At 43.5% G+C, this 23043-nt stretch carries 16 protein-coding genes; 11 read left to right on the top strand and 5 right to left on the bottom strand.

The genetic code is table 11. The annotated features are described in order from the left end of the window. Positions 1-56 precede the first annotated feature (56 nt). Positions 57-662 (top strand): exopolysaccharide biosynthesis protein, encoded by a 606-nt coding sequence (locus tag ACXACS_RS10130; protein WP_474806252.1) that lies wholly within the window; start codon positions 57-59, stop codon positions 660-662. Between the two features lie 19 nt (positions 663-681). Here ACXACS_RS10130 and ACXACS_RS10135 read toward each other — a convergent pair whose 3' ends face one another. Continuing rightward, positions 682-1593 carry a LysR family transcriptional regulator gene (locus ACXACS_RS10135; RefSeq protein ID WP_474806254.1) on the bottom strand — a complete coding sequence of 304 codons (912 nt, stop codon included), beginning with the start codon at positions 1591-1593 and terminating at the stop codon, positions 682-684. Between the two features lie 55 nt (positions 1594-1648). Beyond that, on the bottom strand, positions 1649-1999 hold the full coding sequence (locus ACXACS_RS10140) for a rhodanese-like domain-containing protein (protein WP_474806255.1): 351 nt from the start codon (positions 1997-1999) through the stop codon (positions 1649-1651). Positions 2000-2188: 189 nt separating this feature from the next. Between ACXACS_RS10140 and ACXACS_RS10145 the strand changes: the two genes are divergently transcribed. Beyond that, entirely contained in the window at positions 2189-2500 is a 312-nt protein-coding gene (locus ACXACS_RS10145) for an ArsR/SmtB family transcription factor (protein WP_474806257.1), read from the top strand. 103 nt (positions 2501-2603) lie between these two features. Here the strand turns inward: ACXACS_RS10145 and ACXACS_RS10150 are convergent, their stop codons facing one another. Then, the gene (locus ACXACS_RS10150; RefSeq protein ID WP_474806259.1) at positions 2604-3347 is read right to left on the bottom strand and encodes a PRC-barrel domain-containing protein; all 744 of its coding nucleotides are present in this window, start codon (positions 3345-3347) and stop codon (positions 2604-2606) included. 202 nt (positions 3348-3549) lie between these two features. Then, positions 3550-3906 carry a MaoP family protein gene (locus tag ACXACS_RS10155; protein ID WP_474806261.1) on the bottom strand — a complete coding sequence of 119 codons (357 nt, stop codon included), beginning with the start codon at positions 3904-3906 and terminating at the stop codon, positions 3550-3552. Between the two features lie 398 nt (positions 3907-4304). Between ACXACS_RS10155 and ACXACS_RS10160 the strand changes: the two genes are divergently transcribed. The 7 genes from ACXACS_RS10160 to ACXACS_RS10190 all read left to right on the top strand — a co-directional run bounded on the left by ACXACS_RS10160 (position 4305) and on the right by ACXACS_RS10190 (position 14024). Continuing rightward, positions 4305-4472, top strand: a complete 168-nt coding sequence (locus ACXACS_RS10160) for a hypothetical protein (RefSeq protein WP_474806263.1) — start codon at positions 4305-4307, stop codon at positions 4470-4472. A 126-nt stretch (positions 4473-4598) separates the two neighbouring features. Continuing rightward, positions 4599-5429 carry a LysR family transcriptional regulator gene (locus ACXACS_RS10165; RefSeq protein WP_474806265.1) on the top strand — a complete coding sequence of 277 codons (831 nt, stop codon included), beginning with the start codon at positions 4599-4601 and terminating at the stop codon, positions 5427-5429. 72 nt (positions 5430-5501) lie between these two features. Further along, positions 5502-5852 carry a DUF2750 domain-containing protein gene (locus ACXACS_RS10170; protein WP_474806266.1) on the top strand — a complete coding sequence of 117 codons (351 nt, stop codon included), beginning with the start codon at positions 5502-5504 and terminating at the stop codon, positions 5850-5852. 165 nt (positions 5853-6017) lie between these two features. Beyond that, a complete protein-coding gene (locus tag ACXACS_RS10175) occupies positions 6018-6251 on the top strand; it encodes a DUF2789 domain-containing protein (protein ID WP_014949810.1) in 234 nt (77 codons plus the stop codon). Between the two features lie 69 nt (positions 6252-6320). Next, positions 6321-7709 carry a ribonuclease J gene (locus tag ACXACS_RS10180; protein WP_474806269.1) on the top strand — a complete coding sequence of 463 codons (1389 nt, stop codon included), beginning with the start codon at positions 6321-6323 and terminating at the stop codon, positions 7707-7709. A gap of 245 nt (positions 7710-7954) precedes the next feature. Beyond that, the gene (locus ACXACS_RS10185; protein WP_474806270.1) at positions 7955-12127 is read left to right on the top strand and encodes an EAL domain-containing protein; all 4173 of its coding nucleotides are present in this window, start codon (positions 7955-7957) and stop codon (positions 12125-12127) included. A gap of 217 nt (positions 12128-12344) precedes the next feature. Then, positions 12345-14024, top strand: coding sequence for an AMP-binding protein (locus tag ACXACS_RS10190; protein ID WP_474806271.1), 1680 nt, complete (start codon positions 12345-12347; stop codon positions 14022-14024). A 216-nt stretch (positions 14025-14240) separates the two neighbouring features. On the opposite strand, the gene ACXACS_RS10195 is transcribed toward ACXACS_RS10190, so the two are convergent. Then, positions 14241-14894: a dUTP diphosphatase gene (locus ACXACS_RS10195; protein ID WP_179983719.1), complete on the bottom strand. Its 654-nt coding sequence runs from the start codon at positions 14892-14894 to the stop codon at positions 14241-14243. A gap of 638 nt (positions 14895-15532) precedes the next feature. Between ACXACS_RS10195 and recC the strand changes: the two genes are divergently transcribed. Next, positions 15533-19159 (top strand): exodeoxyribonuclease V subunit gamma, encoded by a 3627-nt coding sequence (gene recC, locus ACXACS_RS10200; RefSeq protein ID WP_474806272.1) that lies wholly within the window; start codon positions 15533-15535, stop codon positions 19157-19159. Continuing rightward, positions 19156-23013, top strand: a complete 3858-nt coding sequence (recB, locus tag ACXACS_RS10205) for an exodeoxyribonuclease V subunit beta (RefSeq protein ID WP_474806274.1) — start codon at positions 19156-19158, stop codon at positions 23011-23013. Before recC ends, recB begins: the two co-directional genes overlap by 4 nt. Positions 23014-23043 lie beyond the last annotated feature (30 nt).

A 23043-nucleotide genomic window follows, 5' to 3' on the forward strand; every position in this document is an offset into this window, starting at 1 on the left:
CATTAGCTCCCTGAAATTAGAGGATAACAGCTAGATTTACGTCAAAGGATTTGAAAATGTGGGCAAAAACAGCTGAAAGATCAATGACCTTAACCGAGCTGCTGACAAAAATGCAGCCTCGCGCTAGTCAAGATTTGTTTTATTTTGCAGATTTTTGGGAAGTGATGGAGAAGCGAGGCTTTGGTCCGATGCTAGCGCTTCCGTCCTTTATTGCGTGTACACCTATAGGCGCTATTCCAGGTGTACCTTCGTTAACCGGTGTGACTATTTTACTTATTGCATTGCAAATTTTACTTGGTAGCAGACATCCATGGTTACCTCAAAAAGTAATGGATATTCATTGCGATGCCGATCAGTTGCGCCATATAGTTGAAAAAGTAAAACCCTACGCGGCCAGTGTTGATCGCTTTCTCGTTCCCCGTTGTTTTTTTATGAGGCAGCCCGTGTTCCGCTCTCTAATTGCATTGAATTGTGTTGGCTGCGGCTTGGTAATGGTTCCGTTAGAGCTTATTCCCTTTATGGGTCTTATTCCCGCCTTGGCGGTATTCATAATGGCGGTTGGTATGGCTACAGACGACGGCGCAGTAGCCTTGGTAGGTGTAACAATTTCGCTGTTTGGTTTTGTGTTAGGCTTTCAGCACCTGCCTGCAGTGGTGAGCTAATACGCGAGCTACTTATACATCAATCAAGCATAAACTCAGAGGTAGGCAAGTTCATTGTTTGGTACCTCAGTTCTCCCATAAATGCGCGTGCCGCTGGGCCTAACGTGTCTCCATCTTCGAAAGAAAGATAGAGAAGGGCCTTTCTCAACGCCGCATTGTTATCCAAAGGAAGCGGTACTAGCGTACCATTTTCTAATTCATCCTTGATAATGGCTATAGGTAGCCATGCAAATCCTAATCCTTGAGCGATGATATCTAAAGATGTTCTCACGTGACTCACTGTCCAGCGCTGTTCTGCACCCAGCCAACCCACATCCGCCTTGCGCTCTGCAGATGAGTCGCGAACGACAATCTGACGATGAGTTTTAAGATCTTCTAAGGTAAGAGTTCTATTTAATTGATGCAATGGATGTTTAGCATGAGCCACCGCGGCGAACTCAATTTCACATAAGTCTTCGCTAAAACCATTCGGAAAGACAAAGGGAGAAATGCCCAAATCTACTTTTCCGCTACTTAATAACGCGTTAGCTCCGCTAAGGACGGTTTCCTCTATTTCTATACGTAAGAGAGGAAACTCTGCAGAGACTTTGGCAAGCACGTTATACAATAACTCAGAAGGGAAAATAATATCCACAGCTATACGTAGTGTTGTTTCTGTTCCTACTTTTAAGCTACTTGCTACCGCTTCAAGCTTGTGAGCTTCGTTAAGCAAAAACGAAGCGCGGCGATACATGAGCTCACCCTGCGGAGAAAGCTGTACTTTACGGCCAATATTTTCAAATAGTGTTACACCAATGGCATTCTCAAGTTTTTGAACAGCGTGATGAACACTAGATTGACTTTTATGTACTTCTGCAGCTGCTTGATTGAAACCACCAGCATCAACAACGGCTTTAAACATACGCCATTGTTCGAGTGTAGATTTAAGCATACGACGCCCTTAACCCGCTTTATGGGCTACTTATAGCATAGAGTGATTATACAAGTCACTTTTCAAGAGCGAGGTTAATAGATGATACAGGACACGTTACTACTGATACGTTCTCGTATCCCATAAGCATTAATTGCTCAGCGGCTAATTTGGCACGAACGCCAGATGCACAATGAATGTAAAGCGGTGTAGAGGCATCTTTGAATTTCTCCAGTGCTTTCATCTCGAGCACGCCTCGTGGAATGTTTTGGGCAGAGGGGACTGGCTGGCTAGCTGCTTCATTGCTTTCCCTGACATCGATGAGAGCGCCATTATTGTGCACTAGCTCTTCTGAAGCTTTTTCTGCAGTGACGCATCGAATATCGAAACTGATGTTCTCAATCCGAGTTTTAATATCTATTAGCATAATACTTCCAATTGATAACGACTTTATGTAATTAAGATAAGGTTAATCTAATGTAAGGACCGAATCTCACTAAAACAATATGAATTACCGGAATTCGTCGCATAAAATGGCAAGTCGGCAAAATGTCTTATACTTTAGTATAATTAATAGCTAAATTATTGCCAGAAATGTTAAAGAAAGGAAGTGCTTATGTCTGAAGATATGGTAATAGGTTCAGAGGATATAATGGAACATGCGGTGGAAGCTGAGATCTTCCTTAAGCAATTTGCGAATAAAACACGTCTTATGGTGCTTTGTTCATTGTTAAAAGAGGAAAAGTCGGTAACCGAGCTTTTGGAAGTAGTCAATGTTTCACAGCCCGTGATTTCTCAACACCTTGCGCTATTGCGAGAGTCGAAAATGGTAGCTACGAGAAGGGAAGGGCAAACAATTTACTATCGACTAGCGGATGAACGTGTCAAACGACTTATTGCGCTTATGGACGAATTCTTCTGCAAGTAACTTTTTCGTATCCATTATCACAACGATAATGTCCGTGCCAACACGGACATTATATCGTTTAACATTTATTCAAATTCTAATCTTAGACGATCTATCCAGTTGTTTACTCGCTATCCAGTTGCTTTCTCAAAAGGGCAATGTAGTCCTCTTCTGCAATCCTATCACTATCAACCTCTGGTCTATTGACCAATTCGTCATGACTCAGGTTGACCGCAACACAGTGTGCCGCCCAATCGATATTTTCAATGTCTCTCGGTAATAGCGCAAGATGTTTACCGCCTGGAAGCCAGTTATTGGTATCAACCACTAACATGACGATTTTCCAACTTCGCGTGTCGATTATAAAATTGCTTATGTGTCCAACGTTGTCGGTAGTCGTAGCAACCTCATAGCCTCCCACTTCGCCAACAGCCCTCAAATGATTACTCGTTTTTTCAGGGTGAAGTGTTTCGGATTCTTCTGCTTGCTGTAATTCAACAAGCTCATTGGGATGTGCAAATTCTCCCCATGCCCCTGGCCCAATCCAGTAGTAGCCGTAACCAAAGTACTTGAAGAGGTTTTCTTCATACTCTCTAGAAACGGGCTTATGTTCATCAATTGACGGACTATTCTTTAACTTTTCAACAGTCATATTTACGTGAACAGTGTCATTACTGCTATCTAGCTCTGTCACAGCGATAGGAGAAATAACAACTTTTCTGCTAAGAGGAAGCCACGTATTTGTATCTGCAACCAAATAACGTACGGTAAACGTTTCATCGTCAAAGAGAATATCGCGAACACCGCCTACCTTGTCATCAACGGCGTGAATAGAAAAGTGAGTAAGCTGTTTTGAACTAATGATCATCGTTGCGCCTCCTTTGCTAGGGCTCTTTGTATAGAGTGACAGTTACCATTAGTTTATGTCACTCTTTAATACTCTAAGTGTAGACAGTCCTTAACCTTTCTTCATTTTCTTCTTGCATAGCCTTGATTGAGATCATTTATCATCTAAAACAAAAAAAGCTCGCCTGAGCGAGCTTTATAATGTGAACTGGTATGATTTTAACTTAAGCTACATCAAATTCTTCTTCAGAGTAATCATCATCGTATTCTGATTGATTGCTAGCGCTGCTGTGGAGGGTATAAAAGTGTTTTTTCCCTCTTGCCAGCCTGACATATTTTGCCCACGCTTTTTCAAGGTTATTCACTGCTTCAACTTTGCCATTGATGAATTCAACGAAATGTTGCTCATCTTCACTTTCTGGCGAAAGTTCACCGCTTTCAAGGCCTAATAAGGTCTTGCCATAGTTAGTTAAAAGATCTGCTTCAGTGATACTGAAGTCACCTGATTTACGAAAGCCATAGGGAAACTTTTGACGGTCAATGTATGGTTTTGGAGATAGTCGAATAGCTAAACTTTTCATGTTGTACCCAACGTATTGTTTTGTTCAGCGCACTTTTAAAATAAATAAAAATGAAGATAAAACAAAAGATTTTTCTCTTATCAATAAAAAATTTTTTAACGGGTTAAAAAGTGACGGAGACTCAGAGGAATATTCTTGCAAATGGGCTATTTTGGAAACTGTTTGCAAAAGGTTTGTATTCTTTAAACTTATGAAAAATAAGAGTATATCCGGATTTTTTAAAGGGTTGCTTTTGTGGGCGTATTGTCACAAAAATGACATATGGAATAGCAAAACACGCATGTGAGAATACAGCAAAGATATCATCAAAAATTCTTGTCGCTACGATGATTAAAATTCGTTTTCTATTTTTCGGCTTAGGATGATAATTAAAAAGTGTTAACAACCCAGAGAAGTCAATGAGTAAAGACTATCGTTACCAGCGTGATGAATGGGACTCGGTAGAAGAGGAAGATCTTCACGCAAAGAAAACAAATTCTAAACGTCATAGCTCTGTAAAAGTAAAACAGAAGCGTGACTTGCAACGTCGTGAAAAGCAACGACGTTTGCATCAAGAAGAGTATTAATTAAGCGAGTTGATGAATTTTTAATTAAGCGCACCGGTTAAAGAGGTGCGCTTCTGTGCATTTGTATTTACTTACCGTATTATCTATGTCAGTTTAGAGTCATATCAATTCGGTTGTAAATTAAGCATGGATATACGCTTTCTCACCACTTTTATAGAGGTGACAAAAACACGTCACTTCGGTAAAGCCGCTGAAAATCTCTACCTTACTCAATCTGCCGTTAGTGCCAGAATAAAGTTACTTGAAGAGTATTTTCACACGACGCTTTTTATTAGGCAGCGCAACAGTATCCAACTTACGCAGTCCGGAGAAAAGTTGCTTCCCTACGCTAAGCAATTATGCGCCACGCTCAACGAAGCCAAACAAGAGCTGCAAATACAGTCATCTGAGTATGTAGTTTGTGGAGCTACACAGCTCGCCAGTGAATTGCTATTGCCTACAATGCTAAGCCATCTTCACAACTCATTTCCTGATTGGTCTGTAAAGGCAGAAGTCTTGACCCTAGATACTCTTTCCCGCCAACTGCACGAAAGAGTTACAGACCTCGCTTTTTCTACAGAGCCACTCAAATCTGAGGAAGTAAATAGCACAGTTTTGATGGAACATGAAATTGCACTCTATCGTGTTGGAAAGAATTCGGATGCTGTTAATGCCGCTGATTTTGTAGCAATTGACTGGGGTACTAAGGCTAGGGACTGGCTTCTTACCGCCTACCCGCAGCTTCGCGATGCAAAATTAAGGACAAATTCGTTAAATCTTGCTCTTAACAACTTACTTAGCGAAGGTGGGGTAGCCGTGCTACCCACTAATATAGAAAGACAGATACCAGCCAATGTTAACGTGACTAAAATTGCGACCCTTGAAAACGTATCATTGAAATTATACATACACAGTATGAAGCAAATACGGCGTGTTGGCCTTGACGAGATTATAGACAGCGTATCTACAGTAAGTTAAATGCAACCAATAGGTTTTGCGCGAGTGCCACTATATATGGCACATAAATGACAGAATTAAAAAGAGAGTACTATGTCCCAAATACATCCTTTACTAGAAAAAAACGCATTTCAGCGCTTAGAAGCTAGCTTGGAGACGATTAAATCCGAAAAAAAATTGTTTATCCTTAAAGATGAACACGGTTGTGTCATGCTGACTACTGACGAAGAAGATGGTGTGCCGGTTTGGCCAGACGCTGAACTTGCGCTTTTGTGGGCCACAGAAGATTGGGCACACTGTGAAGCAATGGAACTCACTACAGAAGAATTTTTAACTAAGTGGGTTCCAGGTATGACGCAAGACGAACTCATGGTTATTGTTTGTCCAGTTCCAGCTGAAGAAGGTGAGGTAATTTCACCACAAGAGTTTGCTGAGTACCTTTAATGTATTATTCAGGGCGCTGCAAGTTCAAAAGTTCCGGGTGATCTTAAGCACAGAGCTTGGGGTAGTCATTTAATAACTAGATAGAAACAATTGAGCGGTAGTGTAATCAACACGCCACTCGTTGTCTCTACAGCTCTTGTTATTAGATAACCCAAGGGAGGCGTTATGTTTACTGAACAACCCACAATGAACAGCTTATTTAGTCAACTCGGTCTAGGAAGTTCAGATGAAGAGATCGCAGAGTTTTTCGAAACTCATAGAGGGCTAAATAAAAGCCAGCACTTACACGAGGCGCCGTACTGGAATGAAAGCCAGTCCGCATTTCTCAAAGATGCTATCGTAGAAGATGCTGCATGGGCTGAGGTTATTGATCAGCTCAATGCAGAACTACACGAATAATACTATTTAGCAGGCATCTACCGCATTCGTGGCTTATTTCTAATTTTTTGAAAAAAGGCAGTATACGCTTTGTTACACCCAAACATTGATGATTTGTGGTTTGTCCCCTTAGGGGGGACAGGCGAAATTGGTATGAATCTGAATTTATACGGACACAATGGTCAATGGCTGATGGTAGATTGTGGAGTATCATTTGATGAACCCCTCGTCCCGGCGTACAAAAGCGACGATTCGGTTGGTGGCAGCACTTCGCCTAAGGGTGCTACGCATCGAGTAGTAGCGCCTGACCCAACTTTTATAGCGAAGCAGAAAGATTCATTGGCCGGCATTGTGATCACTCATGCTCACGAGGATCATGTGGGCGCTATCCCTTACCTTTGGGAGCGATTTCAAGCGCCGATTTACACTACCTCATTTACTGCTGAGGTACTAAGACGCAAGCTTGCTCGGAGCAAGCTTGCGAATCGAATCCCCATTGTTGAAGTAGACGCTGGTGACACTCGGCAAATAGGCCCTTTCAGCGTGAATTGGTTGGCTATTACACATTCTTTACCTGAGCCCTTCGCACTTAAAATTGAGACACCCGCAGGCACTGTTTTACACACGGCTGATTGGAAAATCGACGCTAACCCCATCACTGGATTGCCCTTTGATGTAGACCTTTACAAGCAGTTAGGTAATGAAAATATCCTTGCGTTAGTAGGCGACTCTACCAATGCACCTAAGCCTGGGTTTTCTATATCTGAACGAAATTGTTATGACGGCTTACTCAGTACTATTTCCCCGCTTAAGGGCAGGGTGGTTGTGGGGTGCTTCGGCAGTAACATTGCAAGACTTGTTTCATTGGCTAGGGTTGCTAAAAAAACTAAGCGCTACATGGCGCTTTATGGACGTTCACTGTTAAACATGTACGGCATTGCAAAACATCAGGGTATCTGGCCCGATGATTTACCGATAACCGACCCTCAACACTTGGGTTATTTGCCCCCTCATGAAGTTTTAGCAGTAGCAACGGGAAGTCAGGGCGAGAAAAATACAGCCTTGGCCCGCATGGCTCGCGACAACCATCCACATTTAAGTTTAGACAAAGGCGATACTGTTATATTTTCATCCATAATTATCCCTGGTAACGAAGAGAGTGTAGGGCGTCTGAGTAAGGCGTTGTCGGCAAAAGGCGTTGCGGTGATTCATAGCGAGGACAGTTCCTTGCCTATTCATGCCAGTGGCCACCCTTGCGCAGAAGAGCTAAAACTTATGTATCACTGGGTAAAACCTAAAATTGCTATACCGGTGCATGGTGAGCATGAGCATTTACAGGCACATGCAGATATTGCTAAGGCGTGCGGGGTAAAGAAACACTACGTGGGACAAAATGGCGATTTATATCGGTTATCTCCTCAGCCCAGCATTCGCCGCCAAGTTGTTCCAGTGGGGCGGGTGCCAGTTCAACAAGACTAAACTTTTCGAAAAAAGTAGGGTAGTAAGAAAAAGTATTTGCATAATTTAATCATTCTTTAATCCTTTTAAGACTTACTTTTTGCGTTATTAAACTTCTTGTCGCTAGTGTAATTAGTTTATTAATATCAATGCGATACCAGTATCTTAAGGAAGTGTAAAAACCTTCTTTTGAAACTGCCCATGTTTCGAACATTCTGGTACACTTAATTGCATAATAAAAATTTAAATTATGCGAACAACTTGTGATGAAGTTTTTATCCTACCTGGTTCTTTTGGTTTTTACTTTTTGTACTCATGCAGAAGCTTCTCCACGGCTTACCAACCCAGTTTTCCAATCGCTCTCGACAAAAAATGGTCTGCCACAAGATGTCGTTAACGACATTGCAATAAGTGATGATGGGTTTGTATGGATTGCCACAGAAGGTGGGTTAGTGCGCTGGGACGGCGTTAGAACAAAACGGATAACAGATTCATCTAACACGCTACTTGATTCGTCAGTTTACAGATTAGCGCTGCAAGGCTCTGAAGGACTTTGGTTTAGCATTTTCGGAAAAGGCAATTACTATCTAGATTTTTCTACGCAAAAAATCGTTCAAATAGAGCCTACGAGTTACTACGATATTGAAGGTGTGGTTCAACACGCCCAGACATTTCATTGGTACACCAAAAACAAATTGGTCATTGCGCTTCACGAAGAAGTTCAGCTTTTCGATACTGAAAAAAATAAATTAACGAGTATTGCTAAGCTACCTACCGAGCTTTTAGAAAATAACCATATCATTCGCGCTGCTATTACTATCGACGACATTTTGTTGATAGCAACATCCAAAGGCGCTTATATAAAAAATATACACGATACAGAACAGCCGCTGGTTAGCCTAGATTACTTAGGTGAAACGCCACAGAATATTGACAATATTAACGCAAAATTTCTGCTGTTGGATAAGCAAAATAGAGTATGGATTTCTACGGTGCTTGGCGTATTCGTCACACAGAAAGAAGACTTTTTAGCGCAAGTGAATGGCGTTAAAAGGAATGTATTTGAGCAGGTAGTTCCTGATAGGAATGTGTGGACTATGGTTCAGCACAAAGACAATGCGTTCTGGCTGGGAACTAATAAAGGCCTGTATCAACTAGTCAAATCTTCAAAAGGTTGGGAGAGCGAACACATTTTAGAGCCTAACAACGGGTTCACTGAAATCTCAAATAAAAAAATTTCAGCAATAGCGAAAGATGAAGCTGATAACTTGTGGATGAGTTCCGTCTACGCAGGCGCGTTATATTTTGGCGTTAAAAGTGCTGACATGTTTACTATTCAGAACGAGCGAGCGGGAGCAGACAGCACATTAACCAGTCATATAGTGTGGACCTTCGCGGAAACCGAGCCCAATAAAGTATGGATAGGTACTGACAATGGGCTAAATCATTATGACTTCACAACAAAAACATCTGACAAATTTCTTTATTCTGACAACAAAGTTTATGGTAAGGGAGCGGTAGATAAACTTATTCCGCTGCAAAACGGAAAGTTATTCGTAAGTACTTATGACGGCATCCGACTCTTCAACCCGAAAACAAAGGAATTGTCTCGCCCAGAAGTACTTAGTGGAGGAGATAATGCTGTCTTTGATACTTATGTCCCCGGCATGGTTCTATCTAATAACGATGTTTTATACTTTATTGGATATGAGGGCTTTTTTAAGTATGACGTAAATAATAAAGCAATCTCTCCACTTAATTTAGACTCACGAGTTTTCAACATCAATTTTTCTTATGGCTTTATAGGGCAGTCTTCCTATCACAATAATAGGTTGTTCTTGGCTACCAAAGGAGGCTTATGGTTAATAGACCCTGAGACTTCGCAGCATGAACTTGTTTATCGTTTCCCTGAGTCGCAGCGCGGAAACGAGCGCTCAATATCATCTTGGGTCATTGACGATATGGGCGTACTATGGCTTGCCTATAGTGGGGTCGGTTTAATTGGCGTCGATGCCGATACATTCGAACCCCTATACAATTTAAACGACACCAATATTCTGTTATCAAACATAGTTTATGGGCTTCAAAAAGATGAGTTTGGGAACATCTGGTTTAGCTCCCATAAAGGCCTTCACCGGTACGATCCTTCCACTGCACAAATCAAGAATTTTATATACGGTCGTGAGTTAAGTGTTTCTGAATTTAATCAAGGTGCTTCATTGAAGCTTAATGACGGAAGGCTCGCCTATGGCTCAACAAGTGGTGCCGTAGTATTTTCGGCCTCCCAGCTTGAAAGTTTAGATACAGAGAGGAGTTTACTTAGCAAACAAACGGCTATAACTGAAGTTGCCGTAGACAATCGCGTTCTTAGCCAGCCCTTAAAAAACTTAAGTGGTCACCATTTTAATCTAGATTATGAAGACTATGGATTAACCATTCACTTTTCTTCGCTCGCGATGTCTGGAATAGGTAAAGTTAAATATTACTATAAGCTTCTCAATGGTGATCGGGTAGTAACAGAAGGTGTTACCGACGATGCGAAAATAACCTTTACTAATATTGAGCCTGGAGATTATGTATTCACCGTGGCGCCGACGCCAGGTAGCTTCGAATTTAACGTATTGCCCGCAGAAATAACGCTCTCCATGCCTTATGCTCCACTTCGTTCACCACTGGCTTACTCCTTATATGGCACGCTTGTTGTTGGCCTTTTAGTGGCTTATTTACTCTCTAGACAACGTCATTTGTTTAGGCTTCAGAAGGCGCAACAACAGGTTACCTTATTTAGCGATGCGTTTAGACAAACTCGGGACTGGGTACTCATTTTTGATAAAAATAAGCGTTTAGTTGCCGCGAATCCCGCCTTCGAGCAAGTGTTTGGATTTAATAGCAGGGAGCCACTACCTAAACAGTTATCTCGTCTATACCTGCGTTATCCCAACCTTAATCGTCACCTTTCGGGCAAGTTGCCGGAAATGCAAGGCGGTGATTTTTGGAAAGATGAAACCGTTATTGATGGTGCTGACGGTAAGCGTTACGACGTTTTGATAGATATAACAGCGGTAAGTGGCGAAACTAATGACGCAGAACACTATCTGATTGTTATATCTGACATAACCGAGCAAAAAAATGCAGAACGCAAGCTGCTTAAAATTGCCACCTACGACAGCCTTACTGGTTTGGTCAACAGGACGTTATTACTCGATAGACTTGAGCACGCCATAGGGCTTGCGCGTCATCATGGGCATCGTGTAGCTGTGATGTTTGTCGACCTAGACAGATTTAAAGGCATTAATGATAGCCTAGGTCACGATTATGGTGACAAACTTTTGCGCATTGTTGCTAATAGAATGCGAAACCTGGTGGCAGAGTCGGGTACGGTTGCGCGTCTTGGTGGCGATGAGTTCGTGATTGTTATTGAAGAGGTGGGCGCCGACGATGATTTAAGTTCATTTGTAGCGCAAATTATTGAATCGGTAGAAACACCTATTTCATTGGCTGAAGAAGTGCTTCGTGTATCTTGTAGTATTGGCGTTGCTTTTTACCCAGAAGATGCGTCTGAACCTGCCGAGCTTATCAAGCAAGCTGATGTTGCTATGTACAGCGCTAAAAAAGATGCGTTGAGCGGTTTTACTTATTTTACAAGTGATATGAATGAGCGAGCAAAAACACGCTTGCAGATAGAAAATAAAGTAAAACGCGCTTATTCAGATGACTGCTTCTTTAATCACTACCAGCCCATCATAGATGCAAGAACTAATAAAACAATTGGGGTAGAACTACTGCTTCGAGGAAGATTAGACGAGGAGCCGCTATTCCCCGACCAGTTCATTCCTGTTTTAGAAGAGCTTAAATACATCATTGAAGTGACCCGGCAAGCAATGCGCCGCGCGGCTCAAGATTTGTCTTTGTGGTATGAAAAAGGCTTTGACGGTTATGTGTCAATAAACCTATCTGCCCTGCACTTTAAAACTGAGTTCGACTTAAGCGGGGTACTAAGCCTGTTGAGCGAGTTTGGTTTACCAAAAGAGGCATTTAGATTTGAGATCACGGAAGGCGTATTGATGGACGATAGCGATAATGCTTTACGTCAGATTGAGCGGTTCGTAAAAGAAGGCTTTGTTTTAGCGTTAGACGACTTCGGAACTGGATACTCATCGCTAAGCTATTTAAAACGCTACCCGTTATCGGTACTAAAAATTGATAAAAGCTTCGTTAATGAGATGGCACCGGGTAATGCCAACGAAGCCTTAGTAACAACGACTATCGCGCTTGCAACGAACTTAAAGATGAGTTGTGTTGCAGAAGGCGTTGAGACGCAGGCACAGGTTGACGAGCTTATTGGAAAGGCCTGTTACTTCCATCAAGGCTATTTTTACGCAAAGCCATGCACGGCAGATGAAATAGTGCCCATTCTGTTTAAAAACTGGGCTGAGTGACCGTATCTAGTTTCGGCTTTTAGCGTTAAACAATCATAAAGAGTGAAAAGCCGAATGTATAAAAAAACTAAATTTAGCGCTCAAATTGTTGTTATTCATCGCAAATAATGTAAACGCTTGTTTAAAAAGCTTGTTTTTCAATAAAAAATAAGGCTTATTAGAAGTCTGTGAAATCATTGTAAAAATGAGCTACATTATAACAACATATGAGTGACTTATGCCGCTAGACATGACAGTAAACGCAAATACCACGGAAGTAATTACATCGCCATTAAGTATGTTGTACCACTGGGAAAAAAACCGTGGCAACGACGTGTTTCTTACGCAGCCAATTAACGGTGAATATCACGACTACACTTGGAAACAAGTTGCGGAGCAAGCCCGAAAGGTGGCGGCACGTTTACGTGAGCTAGATTTCCCACAAGGCAGCCGTATTGGTATCTTTTCTAAAAACTGTGCAGAGTGGTTTATTGTCGACCTGGGCATAATGATGGCAGGTCACGTGTCGGTACCTATTTTCTCTACAGCCGGCCCTGATACGGTTCAGTATGTGCTGAAACACGCTGATGTACAGTTGCTGTTTGTAGGAAAGCTTGATAATACTGCTGAACAGGTAGCTTCAATTCCTTCAGAGTATCTTACTGTTGCCTTCCCTTATCCAAACATTGCTACCAAACAGCAGTGGAAAGAGTTCATGGATATAGCGCCAATTTCTGATTTGCCTGTACCTGACATGAACGACATGATGACAATTATCTACACATCAGGTAGTACGGGGCAGCCTAAAGGGGTAGTCCATAGCTATAATACGGCTTGTTGGGCAGCGCGACGTTCACTGGATCAGTTAGGCATCAACGAAAACGATCGCACTATGAGTTATCTGCCCCTTGCACATATTACAGAGCGCGTGCTTGTAGAACTTTCAAGCTACTATAGCGGTGGAAAAATTCATTTTGTGGAAGACTTAGCGACCTTCCAACGAGATGTAGGTCATTGCCAGCCTACGCTGTTTATTTCTGTGCCTCGCCTATGGACGAAGTTCCAAATGGGCGTATTAGCGAAAATGCCACAGAAAAAGCTAGATACCTTGCTCAAAATACCCTTCTTAAACAAAATCGTAGCCAAGAAAATTCGAAATGGCTTGGGTATAAATAATGCGCGCTTATGGGCGAGCGGTTCTGCACCATTGGCGCCAGCTGTTATCGAATGGTTTGCGAAAATCGGTATCTACATTTCCGAAGGGTGGGGGATGACTGAAAACAGTGCCTACGGTACTGGCAGTGTACCTTTCAGACATGACAAAATTGGTTGTATCGGTAAGCCTTATGATGGTGTCGATATTCGCACTTCTGAGGAAGGCGAAATTCAGGTCAAGTCGCCGTGCAACATGCTGGAATATTATCTAGAGCCTGATAAAACCGCTGAAGTTTTCACCGAAGACGGTTACTTGCGCACTGGCGACAAAGGCGTCATAGATAACGATGGCTACGTCAAAATTACCGGACGTTTGAAGGACATCTTTAAAACGGCGAAGGGTAAATATGTAACGCCTGCACCCATTGAAGCTAAATTTATGGAAAACCCTGTCGTTGAACAGGTGTGTGTAACGGGGACTAACTTACCTCAACCGGTTGCGCTTTTGGTATTAAGCGAAGAAGCGCAGAAGAAAGATAAAGCAAGCATTGAAGCGAGCCTTAAGAAAACCTTTGAAGCTATTAACGCTAAATTAGAGAGCCATCAGGTAATGGATCGCGTTGTAGTAATGAAAAACGAATGGAGTATTGAGAACGATTTACTTACCCCAACGCTAAAGGTTAAGCGCCACGTGCTAGAAGAGCGATTTGTTGACATTATACAAGGTAACTACAGCGATAAATTGGTATGGGTTGACGCGTAAGTTGCCTGTTTAGCTATATTTTTCTGACTAGATTAAAAAAGCTCTGTCCTTAGACAGAGCTTTTTTGTAGTAGCTTATAAAAACAGTCAGGCGTTAAACAGGCTATTCCTTTCGCCCCTCAAGTCTTCACACAGCACTGTCTACTATGCGCACCCAATCCCAAAATCTAAGCCCAATACGCTATTAGAATGAGGCTTTATCGGGCCTTAGCGAAGTTTAAGAAGGGTAGCGTGCGCGTAAACCTTCGTACACCAAATCGCTAAACTCAGGCTTAGTTAAATCAAGAGCGTCCATCACTTCCACCAAATGCTCATTGTCTTCACGACCTTCCCATACTTTTACATATGTTCCTTCTTTATAACCGTTGTCTTGGCGGAAGAAGTTAAGAACATTTTTGCCAACATATTGCCGATACAACTCGTCAGCCGACATTTCGCATTGGCTAACGATAAACATAAATAGTGGAACGCTAAAGCGCTTAGCGGCGCATAGGCCTGTCATTAATTCTAAATTATCAAGAAGGGACTGATTAGATGCGTCGTAGTCTTTACCATCGAAGGTCACTTGAGTGTTGCCACTTGCCAGCTCAGCCGCAATACTTTTGGCAGACTCACTGATATCACCTTTATATTCAATAATGCAGGCGCTCAGCGCAAAATGCCAAATGTCCACGAGCTCCATTTGAAGCTGAGGCAAGTCTTTTTTCTGTGCTTTCCACCATTTCCAGCCGTGATGTTCAATGGCTTCAACAGACTCAACCATAGCTGCACGCAAGTATCCATATCCTGCATTTAGCCAGTCTGGGTTTACTTTGGCGTTCATTTTATCTTGAAGAGAAAGCATGGTGGCGAGTTGTTGGGCGGTTAACATTGTTGCTCCTGACCGTGAATGTGTAATGCATCTTTTAAAGGCGAAATTGTACTTGAATGACGATGAAGGAGAAACTGCTAAATTTTAGCCAATAATAGTGAAGCATCTTCTTTACTAAGTGCTTGCTTGTGGTGCACTTGCACCAGAGTAAAACCATGACTGATTAGTTGTATTTTTAAAATTGCTTTAAGCATATGAATTATAAGAATTAAAAAGTTGGCATTCTACGTGCAAAACCTAAAGCGTTAACAGTGCTGCCCAGTAGCGCTAACGTGAATGAGTGCCAGGCAACGCTTATTCACGTTGTTACTGAGTAGACCGTAAACCTTACCCATACAGATTTTTCGTGTCCTGAGGTCTGTATGGGTTTTTTTGTCTAAAAGACGCTACCCTTACTTTTCTCGTACATCCGATACCTAGCTTTCTCCTATTACTTGTCACTGAGTTGTTTGGATACGGTTGTTTATACCAATGCTTTAGTCCTTATTTTTATCTTCATAAGACATTTGCTTATCTATTTTTTTTGAGAAATAACTTAACTACTTGGCCTAATGCGATACACTTAATTGATAAGTTCGACGATGCGTGCATAGTCTTTATACAGAACCTAATTGCACGTTTTACAAAGGATTTTTCGATTGCTTGCGTTATATCCCTCTAACAAATTAGAACACTTGAGTTTTCTTCTTACCACGCTTTTACGTCAGCAACCCTTGGGGGTATTTACGCCAGAAACTATTCTGGTTGAAAGCCCGGGTATGCAGCATTGGGTTAGTATGCAACTAGCCACTGAGCACGGCGTGGCGATGAATATTGACTACCCGCTGCCTGTACGCTTTATGTGGAATACGGCACGCTCTGTACTAGGGCAGGGTAAAGTACCCAAGCAATCTCCTTATCGCCGTGAAGTACTGACTTGGCGCATTGACAATATTCTTCAAGATGACTCACTGATGAACGGTGAAGCTTTTGAGCAAGTAAATAGATATTGGAAAAATGCTGGTAGTGAACAAGAGCAGGGCCTTCAGCGTCTTCAACTTGCTACTGCGTTGGCTGACGTGTACGAACAATACCTTTTATACCGCCCCGACTGGCTGTTTAAGTGGGAAGCGAATGAACGGGCTGTATTCGATGATATGGAATTATGGCAAAGCGAAATTTGGCGTATTCTTGCCAAAGAGGAACCGTTGCATCCTGCCCGTTTGCATCAAATGACTATAGAAGCGTTAGGGGCGTTAGAGGCAGGCGATATACCAAATGATCCCGTCAGTCATTTACCTAAGCGCGTTATTGTTTTTGCCATTAACACCATGGCGCCGCAACTAATAGCATTTTTTGACGCCCTCGCACAGCATATTGATATTCATATATTCCACCTAAACCCCAGCGTAAATTATTGGGGGGAAGCGAAAAGTAGTAGCGAACAAGCCAAGCTATTACGCCTGGAAGGGCTTAAAAAATGGATGGAAGAAGACCAGTCCAACCCATTACTTGGCAACTTAGGTAAGCAGGGCAGAGAGCTATTTAATCTTCTTACCGAACTAGACACGTTTGAGATAAGCGCTTTTGATTCGCCAGAATTTGACGAAGAGGTTGGAAACGGTGAGATAGAGCCTACCCGCGGTCTGCTGGACTATATCCACAGAGATATTTTACAAGCCGCTCAACCTGCGCCATTCACTAGCGAACTAAAACAAAATGATGATAGCGTTACCATCATGTGCACCCATTCCGCGCTTCGCGAAGTGCAAGTGTTGCACGACCAGCTGCTCCATTGGTTATCCCAAGATAAAACGCGTACCCCTTCAGATATTCTTGTGATGTGCCCGGCGATTGAAAACTATGCGCCATTTGTTGATGCCGTATTTCACAGGGTTGGTACTAAAACCTTAGCTGGCACCGGGCAAGTTAGACTCCCCTGTACCATTGCAGATAGAAGCCCTATGGACGCAGAGCCTCTTATTGCGGCGTTTATGGCGCTTTTGCAGCTACCTGATAGCCGCTTTGGCGTATCGGATATTATGGATTACCTGCAGCTGGATTCTGTACAAAAAAGATTTTCAGTGTCCCAAGACGACATAGAGCAAATGGTGGTGTGGCTAAAACAAGCCCATATCCATTGGGGTCTTAATAGTACTCATAAAACCGCCGTATCAGAGGGCGTTAAATTAGATGAAACGTATAGCTGGTGGTGGGGCATTCGTAGGCTGCTAATGGGCATGTTGGCGCAAGACGCCGAAGTGGTTGTGAGTGACCTACTTACTATTCCAGACGTTGAAGGGCAAAGTGCGCTAACCCTGGGTAAACTTATCGATATAGTGGCAATGCTCGGGGAATTCGCACAAGAGTTAACCGCTCCAAGAACACCAGAGCAGTGGTCTAAAGCGTTAATCGACCTTCGCGATGCGTGCTTTATGCCTATAAAAGAGCAGCAGCAAAGCTGGGATCTTATTGCTAACGTTGCAGCCGATCTTGCAGCACGATGCGAAGAAGCAGATTACCAGCATGAATTATCCTTGCGCCAAGTCCGCGACCTTTTACTGAATCGATTCTCATCACCAGACGCAGGTAACCACTTCATGACCGGTCAGGTCACGGTATGTTCAATGTTGCCAATGCGAAGTATACCGTTTAAAAAAGTGTGTATTCTTGGCCTAAACGACAGTGAGTTCCCAAGAAAATCAAGCCCGTTAGGCCTAGACTTAATGGCAGGTGCGAACCGCAGGGTTGGTGATCGTTCAAGGCGTTTAGAAGACAGATATTTATTCCTTGAAGCCATTATTTCAACGCGGGAAAGCCTGTACTTAAGCTACCAAGGCAACGATGTAACCAATAACAGTGAGCGCCAGCCTAGCTTGGTACTGGCTGAGTTTATGGACATGCTTGAAAATAGCTACGCTCTGGCCTTGTCTAGATATCGAGTACATGCGCCGCTTCACCCCTTTAGTGAAGAGGGATTTACTGGCCAATTGCCAAGCTACGAAACCGGTTGGCTTAGACTGGCCGATGCGCTACAGCATACAAAGTCACAGTCTGATAAGACAAGTGTTGATAGCAAGGGTTCTGACCAACTAGCGATGCCTGAAGAGTCATCCAATACGCTTTCAACACAGGTACTTCGACTATCAAATAGCCAAATCGCAAGAGCCTTTAAAGACCCTCTAGAGCACTTTTCTATACAAAGGCTAGGTGTAAACTTATCACAGTCTTTTACGCTACTGGAAAACAGCGAGCCATTTGAAACCAATGCCTTGCTGCGCTACCAGGTGCTTGATGCCATCTTCTCATCACCTGAACGCAAAATGTCACAAGAACACGACTCAGTGTCATACGGTGAACAGGTAATCACTTTTGCGTCACTTAGGGGCGATATCCCCAATAACCCCGTTGCCAGAGATGAAGTTGAAATGTGGAAAGAAGGGGCGTTGGCATTAAGTCAGGCTATGGGGCCCCACGATGCTGAACCTGTAAAGGCGCAGTTCCAAGGTAAATTCATTACCTTTACCACAGCTGCCCTCATTAGTAGCGACGCGTTAGTAGAGCTTTGTGCCGGTAAAATAGACGCCCACCGCGCACTGAGCTTTTTCATCTCTCAATTGATATTTTCATGCAGTGATGACGCAACAAAATACAGCAGTTATCCGTTGGATATTTATTCGTGTTCATGGGAAAAGGGCGAAACGGTATTGAAAAAGCAGCGTTTCCCTTCTTATGACAAAGAAACTGCGGTGCGGTTACTCTTGTTTATAGAACAGCTTTACATGGCTGTTTATACGGCGCCAACGCCAGTGCATTTAAGCTTGTTTGGTACCTTTATGCCCGGCACAAGAAACTCAGAGACTAAGCCCGTAGTTGAAAGCATAAAACCGGATATGTTTGACGATATACTGCATGCACTGCTGCATAGTACAGATGTTACAAGTGAAACCGATAAAGCCATTCTTGAGCAAATTCAACAGGTAATTGACGAAGTCTGCCCGTTTGCTGAGAAAGACAGCGACACAACTAGCGAAATAGTAAATGACAGAAACGAAAAAGCGAAACAGGTAGTTGGTCAATCTGCCGCACTTTTTGACACCATTGAACTACAGCGTGCGCTAACCGATTGGCAGCAAAGTAACGGGCAGTACAGTGCGGATATGGCAAGCAATCCTTACCTCATCTGGCTATTCCCGCAAGGTGTAAGCTGGAACGATGTCCCGCACTTGTGTGGCTTCGTACTTTTTTCCATGGTCAATAATGCGTCTCAGGAGGAGAAGTTATGAGCCAGAATTCTGTATCCTCTGAAAATTACGAGTACGAGCGAGCCCATATCGAAGCGCAATTGCTTGACGTAGTGGCCATGCCGCTAAAGGGTCGGCACCTTATTGAAGCGAGCGCTGGTACAGGCAAAACCTTTAACATTACGCGTTTGTACCTACGCTTGCTGTTAGAAAAAAAGCTTAACGTTAAAGAAATATTGGTGATGACCTTCACCAAAGCCGCTACCGAAGAGATTAAGGGGCGGATTGCGGCTACGCTAAGAGAGGCATTGCTTATTTGGCAGCAAGCCAAAGACAACGGCAACGAAATAGACGCTAGCTGCGACCCGGTTTATCAGAGCTTGTTTAATAGCTGCGATCCTGATGAGAGTTTAGCCCTGTTAAAAGCAGCGCAGCTGGAGCTCGATGAGGCGTCGGTGTTCACTATCCACGGTTTTTGTCAGCATGTTATTACTCAACTGGCGTTCAACAGTGGCTTTGCTATGTCGCTCAACTTAGGCAACGATACTAGCGATTTATATCTTCAGGCTGCCGAAGATTTCATTCGAAAAATAAGTAAAAGCGAGGACGATTTCAGGCTGTTGGCAGAGTCTGGTTGGCACACACCTGAAAACCTGCTGCGTGAATTTAACGCCAGCATAAAAAGTACTCTGACCCCATTAATGCTAACTGAGGACGACATTGAAGCTGCCTTTAACAAGCAGTTGGATGACGCGCCAAACACCTCTTTGTCCTATGTGAAATCTTTACTGCAAAGTGTGGAAGAAAACGAAGGTTTAATCGTAGAGCAGCTTATTAAAACGCCGGCGCATAAAAAAGAAAGACCCCAAGAATTGGCTGCGCTTAAAGCGTGGTTAAGTTCTTGCGTAAGTGAGCAGCAGTATTATCTCGCACCGCCAGAAGCAGAGGCTTTTGTTAAGGGGAATCGATATGCTCGGAATTCTTCAGGCGTAAAGGAAATTTTAACGCCAATTAAGGAATTTGCTGGCGCGCTTAAAAAAGCCTTTGTCGAGAAAGATAAAGCACTCGGTAAAGTACCTGTTTTCAAGTTGGTTATCGAAGCTATTGCCTTTATTAAAGAGCGAGTTGAAAAGCAGAAAAAGCAGCTGGGTGTTATCGACTTTGATGACCTTATTCGCATGTTAGCTGATGAGGTTATAAAACCAAACAATACCCTTGTGCCAGAACTTCGCAAGAAGTTTCCAGTCGCGCTCATCGATGAGTTTCAGGACACCGATGCTAAGCAATACGCTATTCTAGATTCGGTATATCCTAATTTAGCTGAAGCTGATGAAAGTGCGCTGCTAATGATAGGGGACCCGAAACAGGCTATTTATCGCTTTCGTGGAGGCGATATTTTTACCTATTTAAAAGCGGGTAGGCAGGCTGATTACCGCTGGGTGATGAACACCAACTGGCGTTCAGTGGAAGGTATGGTAAGGGCCTACAATCGACTATTCTATGGTGCGCCAGTGGCATCAGGCGCGCCCACTGATGTATTTGGCTTTGGCATTAACTACAACCCTGTTGAATTTACCCCTAAAGCCGCTGCGGCTAAGACCCCCTTGGTAGACCCTGCTGAAGAGCATAGTGTACCGAAACGCAGTGCAATGAATTACGTGAGCATGTGTTTAGAGGAGAAAGAAAACACTAACATTATGCGGCGTAAAATGGCGCAGTGGATTGCACAAGAAATTTATCGCTTGTTGAATGAAGCGCATTTTAAAGCGGCGGACGGTCACACTACACCAGTAAAACCTCAAGATATCGCCATTCTGGTCAAAGACAGGACCGAAGCAGGCGCTATCAAAAATGTATTACAGCAAAAAGGGCTGGCCTGCGTTTATTTAAGCGATCGCAGTAATCTATTTGCCAGTGCTGAGGCGAAAGACGTGCTTAGGCTGCTTAATGGCATTTGGCATGCGAATGACACCAGTAAAGTAGCGTCCAGTTTGGCATCTCCGCTTTGGGGCTATAGCGCAAACACCCTTATCGAACTGCTTTATCACGAAGATGATGCTCAGTGGGATGCCGCTATCGATAACGTACTGTCGCTGCGCGAGATGTGGCTTCAAAAAGGCTGTATGAGCGTACTGCTGCACTTAATGCAAGACAGCTATCAGCCCCATGCCGGCAGTGTGGAGCGGGCGTTAACCAACTATCAGCATTTAGCGGAAGTACTGGAAAAAGCCAGCACTACACACCAGCGCCCTGAGCAACTACTGGACTGGTTAAATAAGCAAATCCAAAAGCCGGAAAGTGACGAAGAGCTAACGCTACGCCTTGAGAGTGATAGTCAGCTTATTCGTCTTATAACTCAGCATGGGTCAAAAGGCCTTGAGTATCCCATCGTTTTTGTACCCTATGCCACGGGCTATAAAGACGCGTCAAAAAATGGAAAGGCAACATCGCAAATCTTTACCTATTACGACGAAGACAAGCAAGACTTGCAGATGCAGCTGGGACAAACGCCACAAGCCATAGCTCGGGTTCAACGTGAAAGCGAAGCGGAAGATATGCGCTTGGCCTATGTGGCAGTAACCCGTGCAGCACACCGCTGCTACATGGGGGTTGTTCCTCTTGCCAACAATGAAAAAAGCGCACTGGCTCGAGCCTTAGGCGTAAGTGGGGATAGCGGCAACAACGATTGGCCAAGTGTATTAAGCAGGGTCGCCGCAGAAGATGCGTCTCATGCAAGCCACATCGATGGCGACGATTTCGAAGAAGTGTATTCAGGCTTTGAGCAAGAAGACGAGCTGCCACAGCTTAGCGCGTTGCAATTTACCGGCACGGCGAGCGAAGAATGGCGGCTGTATTCATTTTCCGCGATGAGCCGTTTAACTACGGTGAGTGCGAGCGCAAACACAACACCAGTAGAAGCTTCAGGTCAAGTACTTCCAAGTGTGCCCGTACTTCAAACCATTCGTGACGAAGAGGTGTATGCGACGGATTCACTTGTGGGGGGAGAAGAGCTGTTGGGCTCAAGTGATGCAGATCCTTCTTTAAGCACTATAACTACAATCAGTAAAAGTGACTTGCGTTTTACGTTGGAAAAAGGTGCAAGCGCAGGTAACTTACTTCACGATATTCTTGAGAACAGTGATTTTAGTGCGCCCGAATGGGAAGAAACTGGCAAAGAACTCGTTAAACGCTTTGGCCTAGATGAAAAGCGCACGCCGCTACTTTACGAGTGGCTGGAAGAAACGTTACAGACGCCTTTGTATCCTAATATGCAGTTAAGCATGAGTGACTTACCGTTAGCGCAAACCCTGCGCGAAGCAGAGTTCTACTTTCCCATGAACGATACGCAATGGGGACAGCTTCGTGATGTTCTCGCTCGCCACCGCCAATCTGTAGCTGACGCCATTGGCGGTAAGGCCGAGGCCGCGCCTCAGCTAATTACAACGAAATTACAGGGAATGATGCACGGTTTCATCGACTTGATTTTTGAATATGATGGTCAGTTTTTTGTGGCGGATTACAAATCAACCTGGCTGGGAGATACCTTAGATAGCTACTTACCCGTTGCGCTGTTTCACAATAATCAGCACCACCTTTACGATCTTCAATACTTAATTTACTGCTTGGCGTTACATCGCTATTTAAAAAATACCCTGCCTGATTACGACCCTGATGTTCATTTCGGCGGTGTGTATTACCTATACCTACGCGGCATGCACCCAGAGAACGAACGGGGTGAAGGGGTATTCTATACCGATATTCCTTCGTCTTTGCTCACGCAAATAGATTTGATATTTGAAAGCGGTGCCAATAGTCAGCAAAGCGACAATTTGAAAAGTGCGGGCACTACTCAACAGCCTTCAGAACAGCAGCAATTTAGTTTCGATGACGAATAGTGGCATCAAGGACAATATAGTTAGGAAAAT

The sequence above is a fragment of the Alteromonas sp. AWM4_230 genome (assembly GCF_056158305.1).

Bases quoted from the DNA above. Each gene is read 5' to 3' on its own strand.
- ACXACS_RS10130 (WP_474806252.1), top strand. From the start codon at position 57: ATGTGGGCAAAAACAGCTGAAAGATCAATGACCTTAACCGAGCTGCTG.
- ACXACS_RS10135 (WP_474806254.1), bottom strand. From the start codon at position 1,593: ATGCTTAAATCTACACTCGAACAATGGCGTATGTTTAAAGCCGTTGTT.
- ACXACS_RS10140 (WP_474806255.1), bottom strand. From the start codon at position 1,999: ATGCTAATAGATATTAAAACTCGGATTGAGAACATCAGTTTCGATATT.
- ACXACS_RS10145 (WP_474806257.1), top strand. From the start codon at position 2,189: ATGTCTGAAGATATGGTAATAGGTTCAGAGGATATAATGGAACATGCG.
- ACXACS_RS10150 (WP_474806259.1), bottom strand. From the start codon at position 3,347: ATGATCATTAGTTCAAAACAGCTTACTCACTTTTCTATTCACGCCGTT.
- ACXACS_RS10155 (WP_474806261.1), bottom strand. From the start codon at position 3,906: ATGAAAAGTTTAGCTATTCGACTATCTCCAAAACCATACATTGACCGT.
- ACXACS_RS10160 (WP_474806263.1), top strand. From the start codon at position 4,305: ATGAGTAAAGACTATCGTTACCAGCGTGATGAATGGGACTCGGTAGAA.
- ACXACS_RS10165 (WP_474806265.1), top strand. From the start codon at position 4,599: ATGGATATACGCTTTCTCACCACTTTTATAGAGGTGACAAAAACACGT.
- ACXACS_RS10170 (WP_474806266.1), top strand. From the start codon at position 5,502: ATGTCCCAAATACATCCTTTACTAGAAAAAAACGCATTTCAGCGCTTA.
- ACXACS_RS10175 (WP_014949810.1), top strand. From the start codon at position 6,018: ATGTTTACTGAACAACCCACAATGAACAGCTTATTTAGTCAACTCGGT.
- ACXACS_RS10185 (WP_474806270.1), top strand. From the start codon at position 7,955: ATGAAGTTTTTATCCTACCTGGTTCTTTTGGTTTTTACTTTTTGTACT.
- ACXACS_RS10190 (WP_474806271.1), top strand. From the start codon at position 12,345: ATGCCGCTAGACATGACAGTAAACGCAAATACCACGGAAGTAATTACA.
- ACXACS_RS10195 (WP_179983719.1), bottom strand. From the start codon at position 14,894: ATGTTAACCGCCCAACAACTCGCCACCATGCTTTCTCTTCAAGATAAA.
- recB (WP_474806274.1), top strand. From the start codon at position 19,156: ATGAGCCAGAATTCTGTATCCTCTGAAAATTACGAGTACGAGCGAGCC.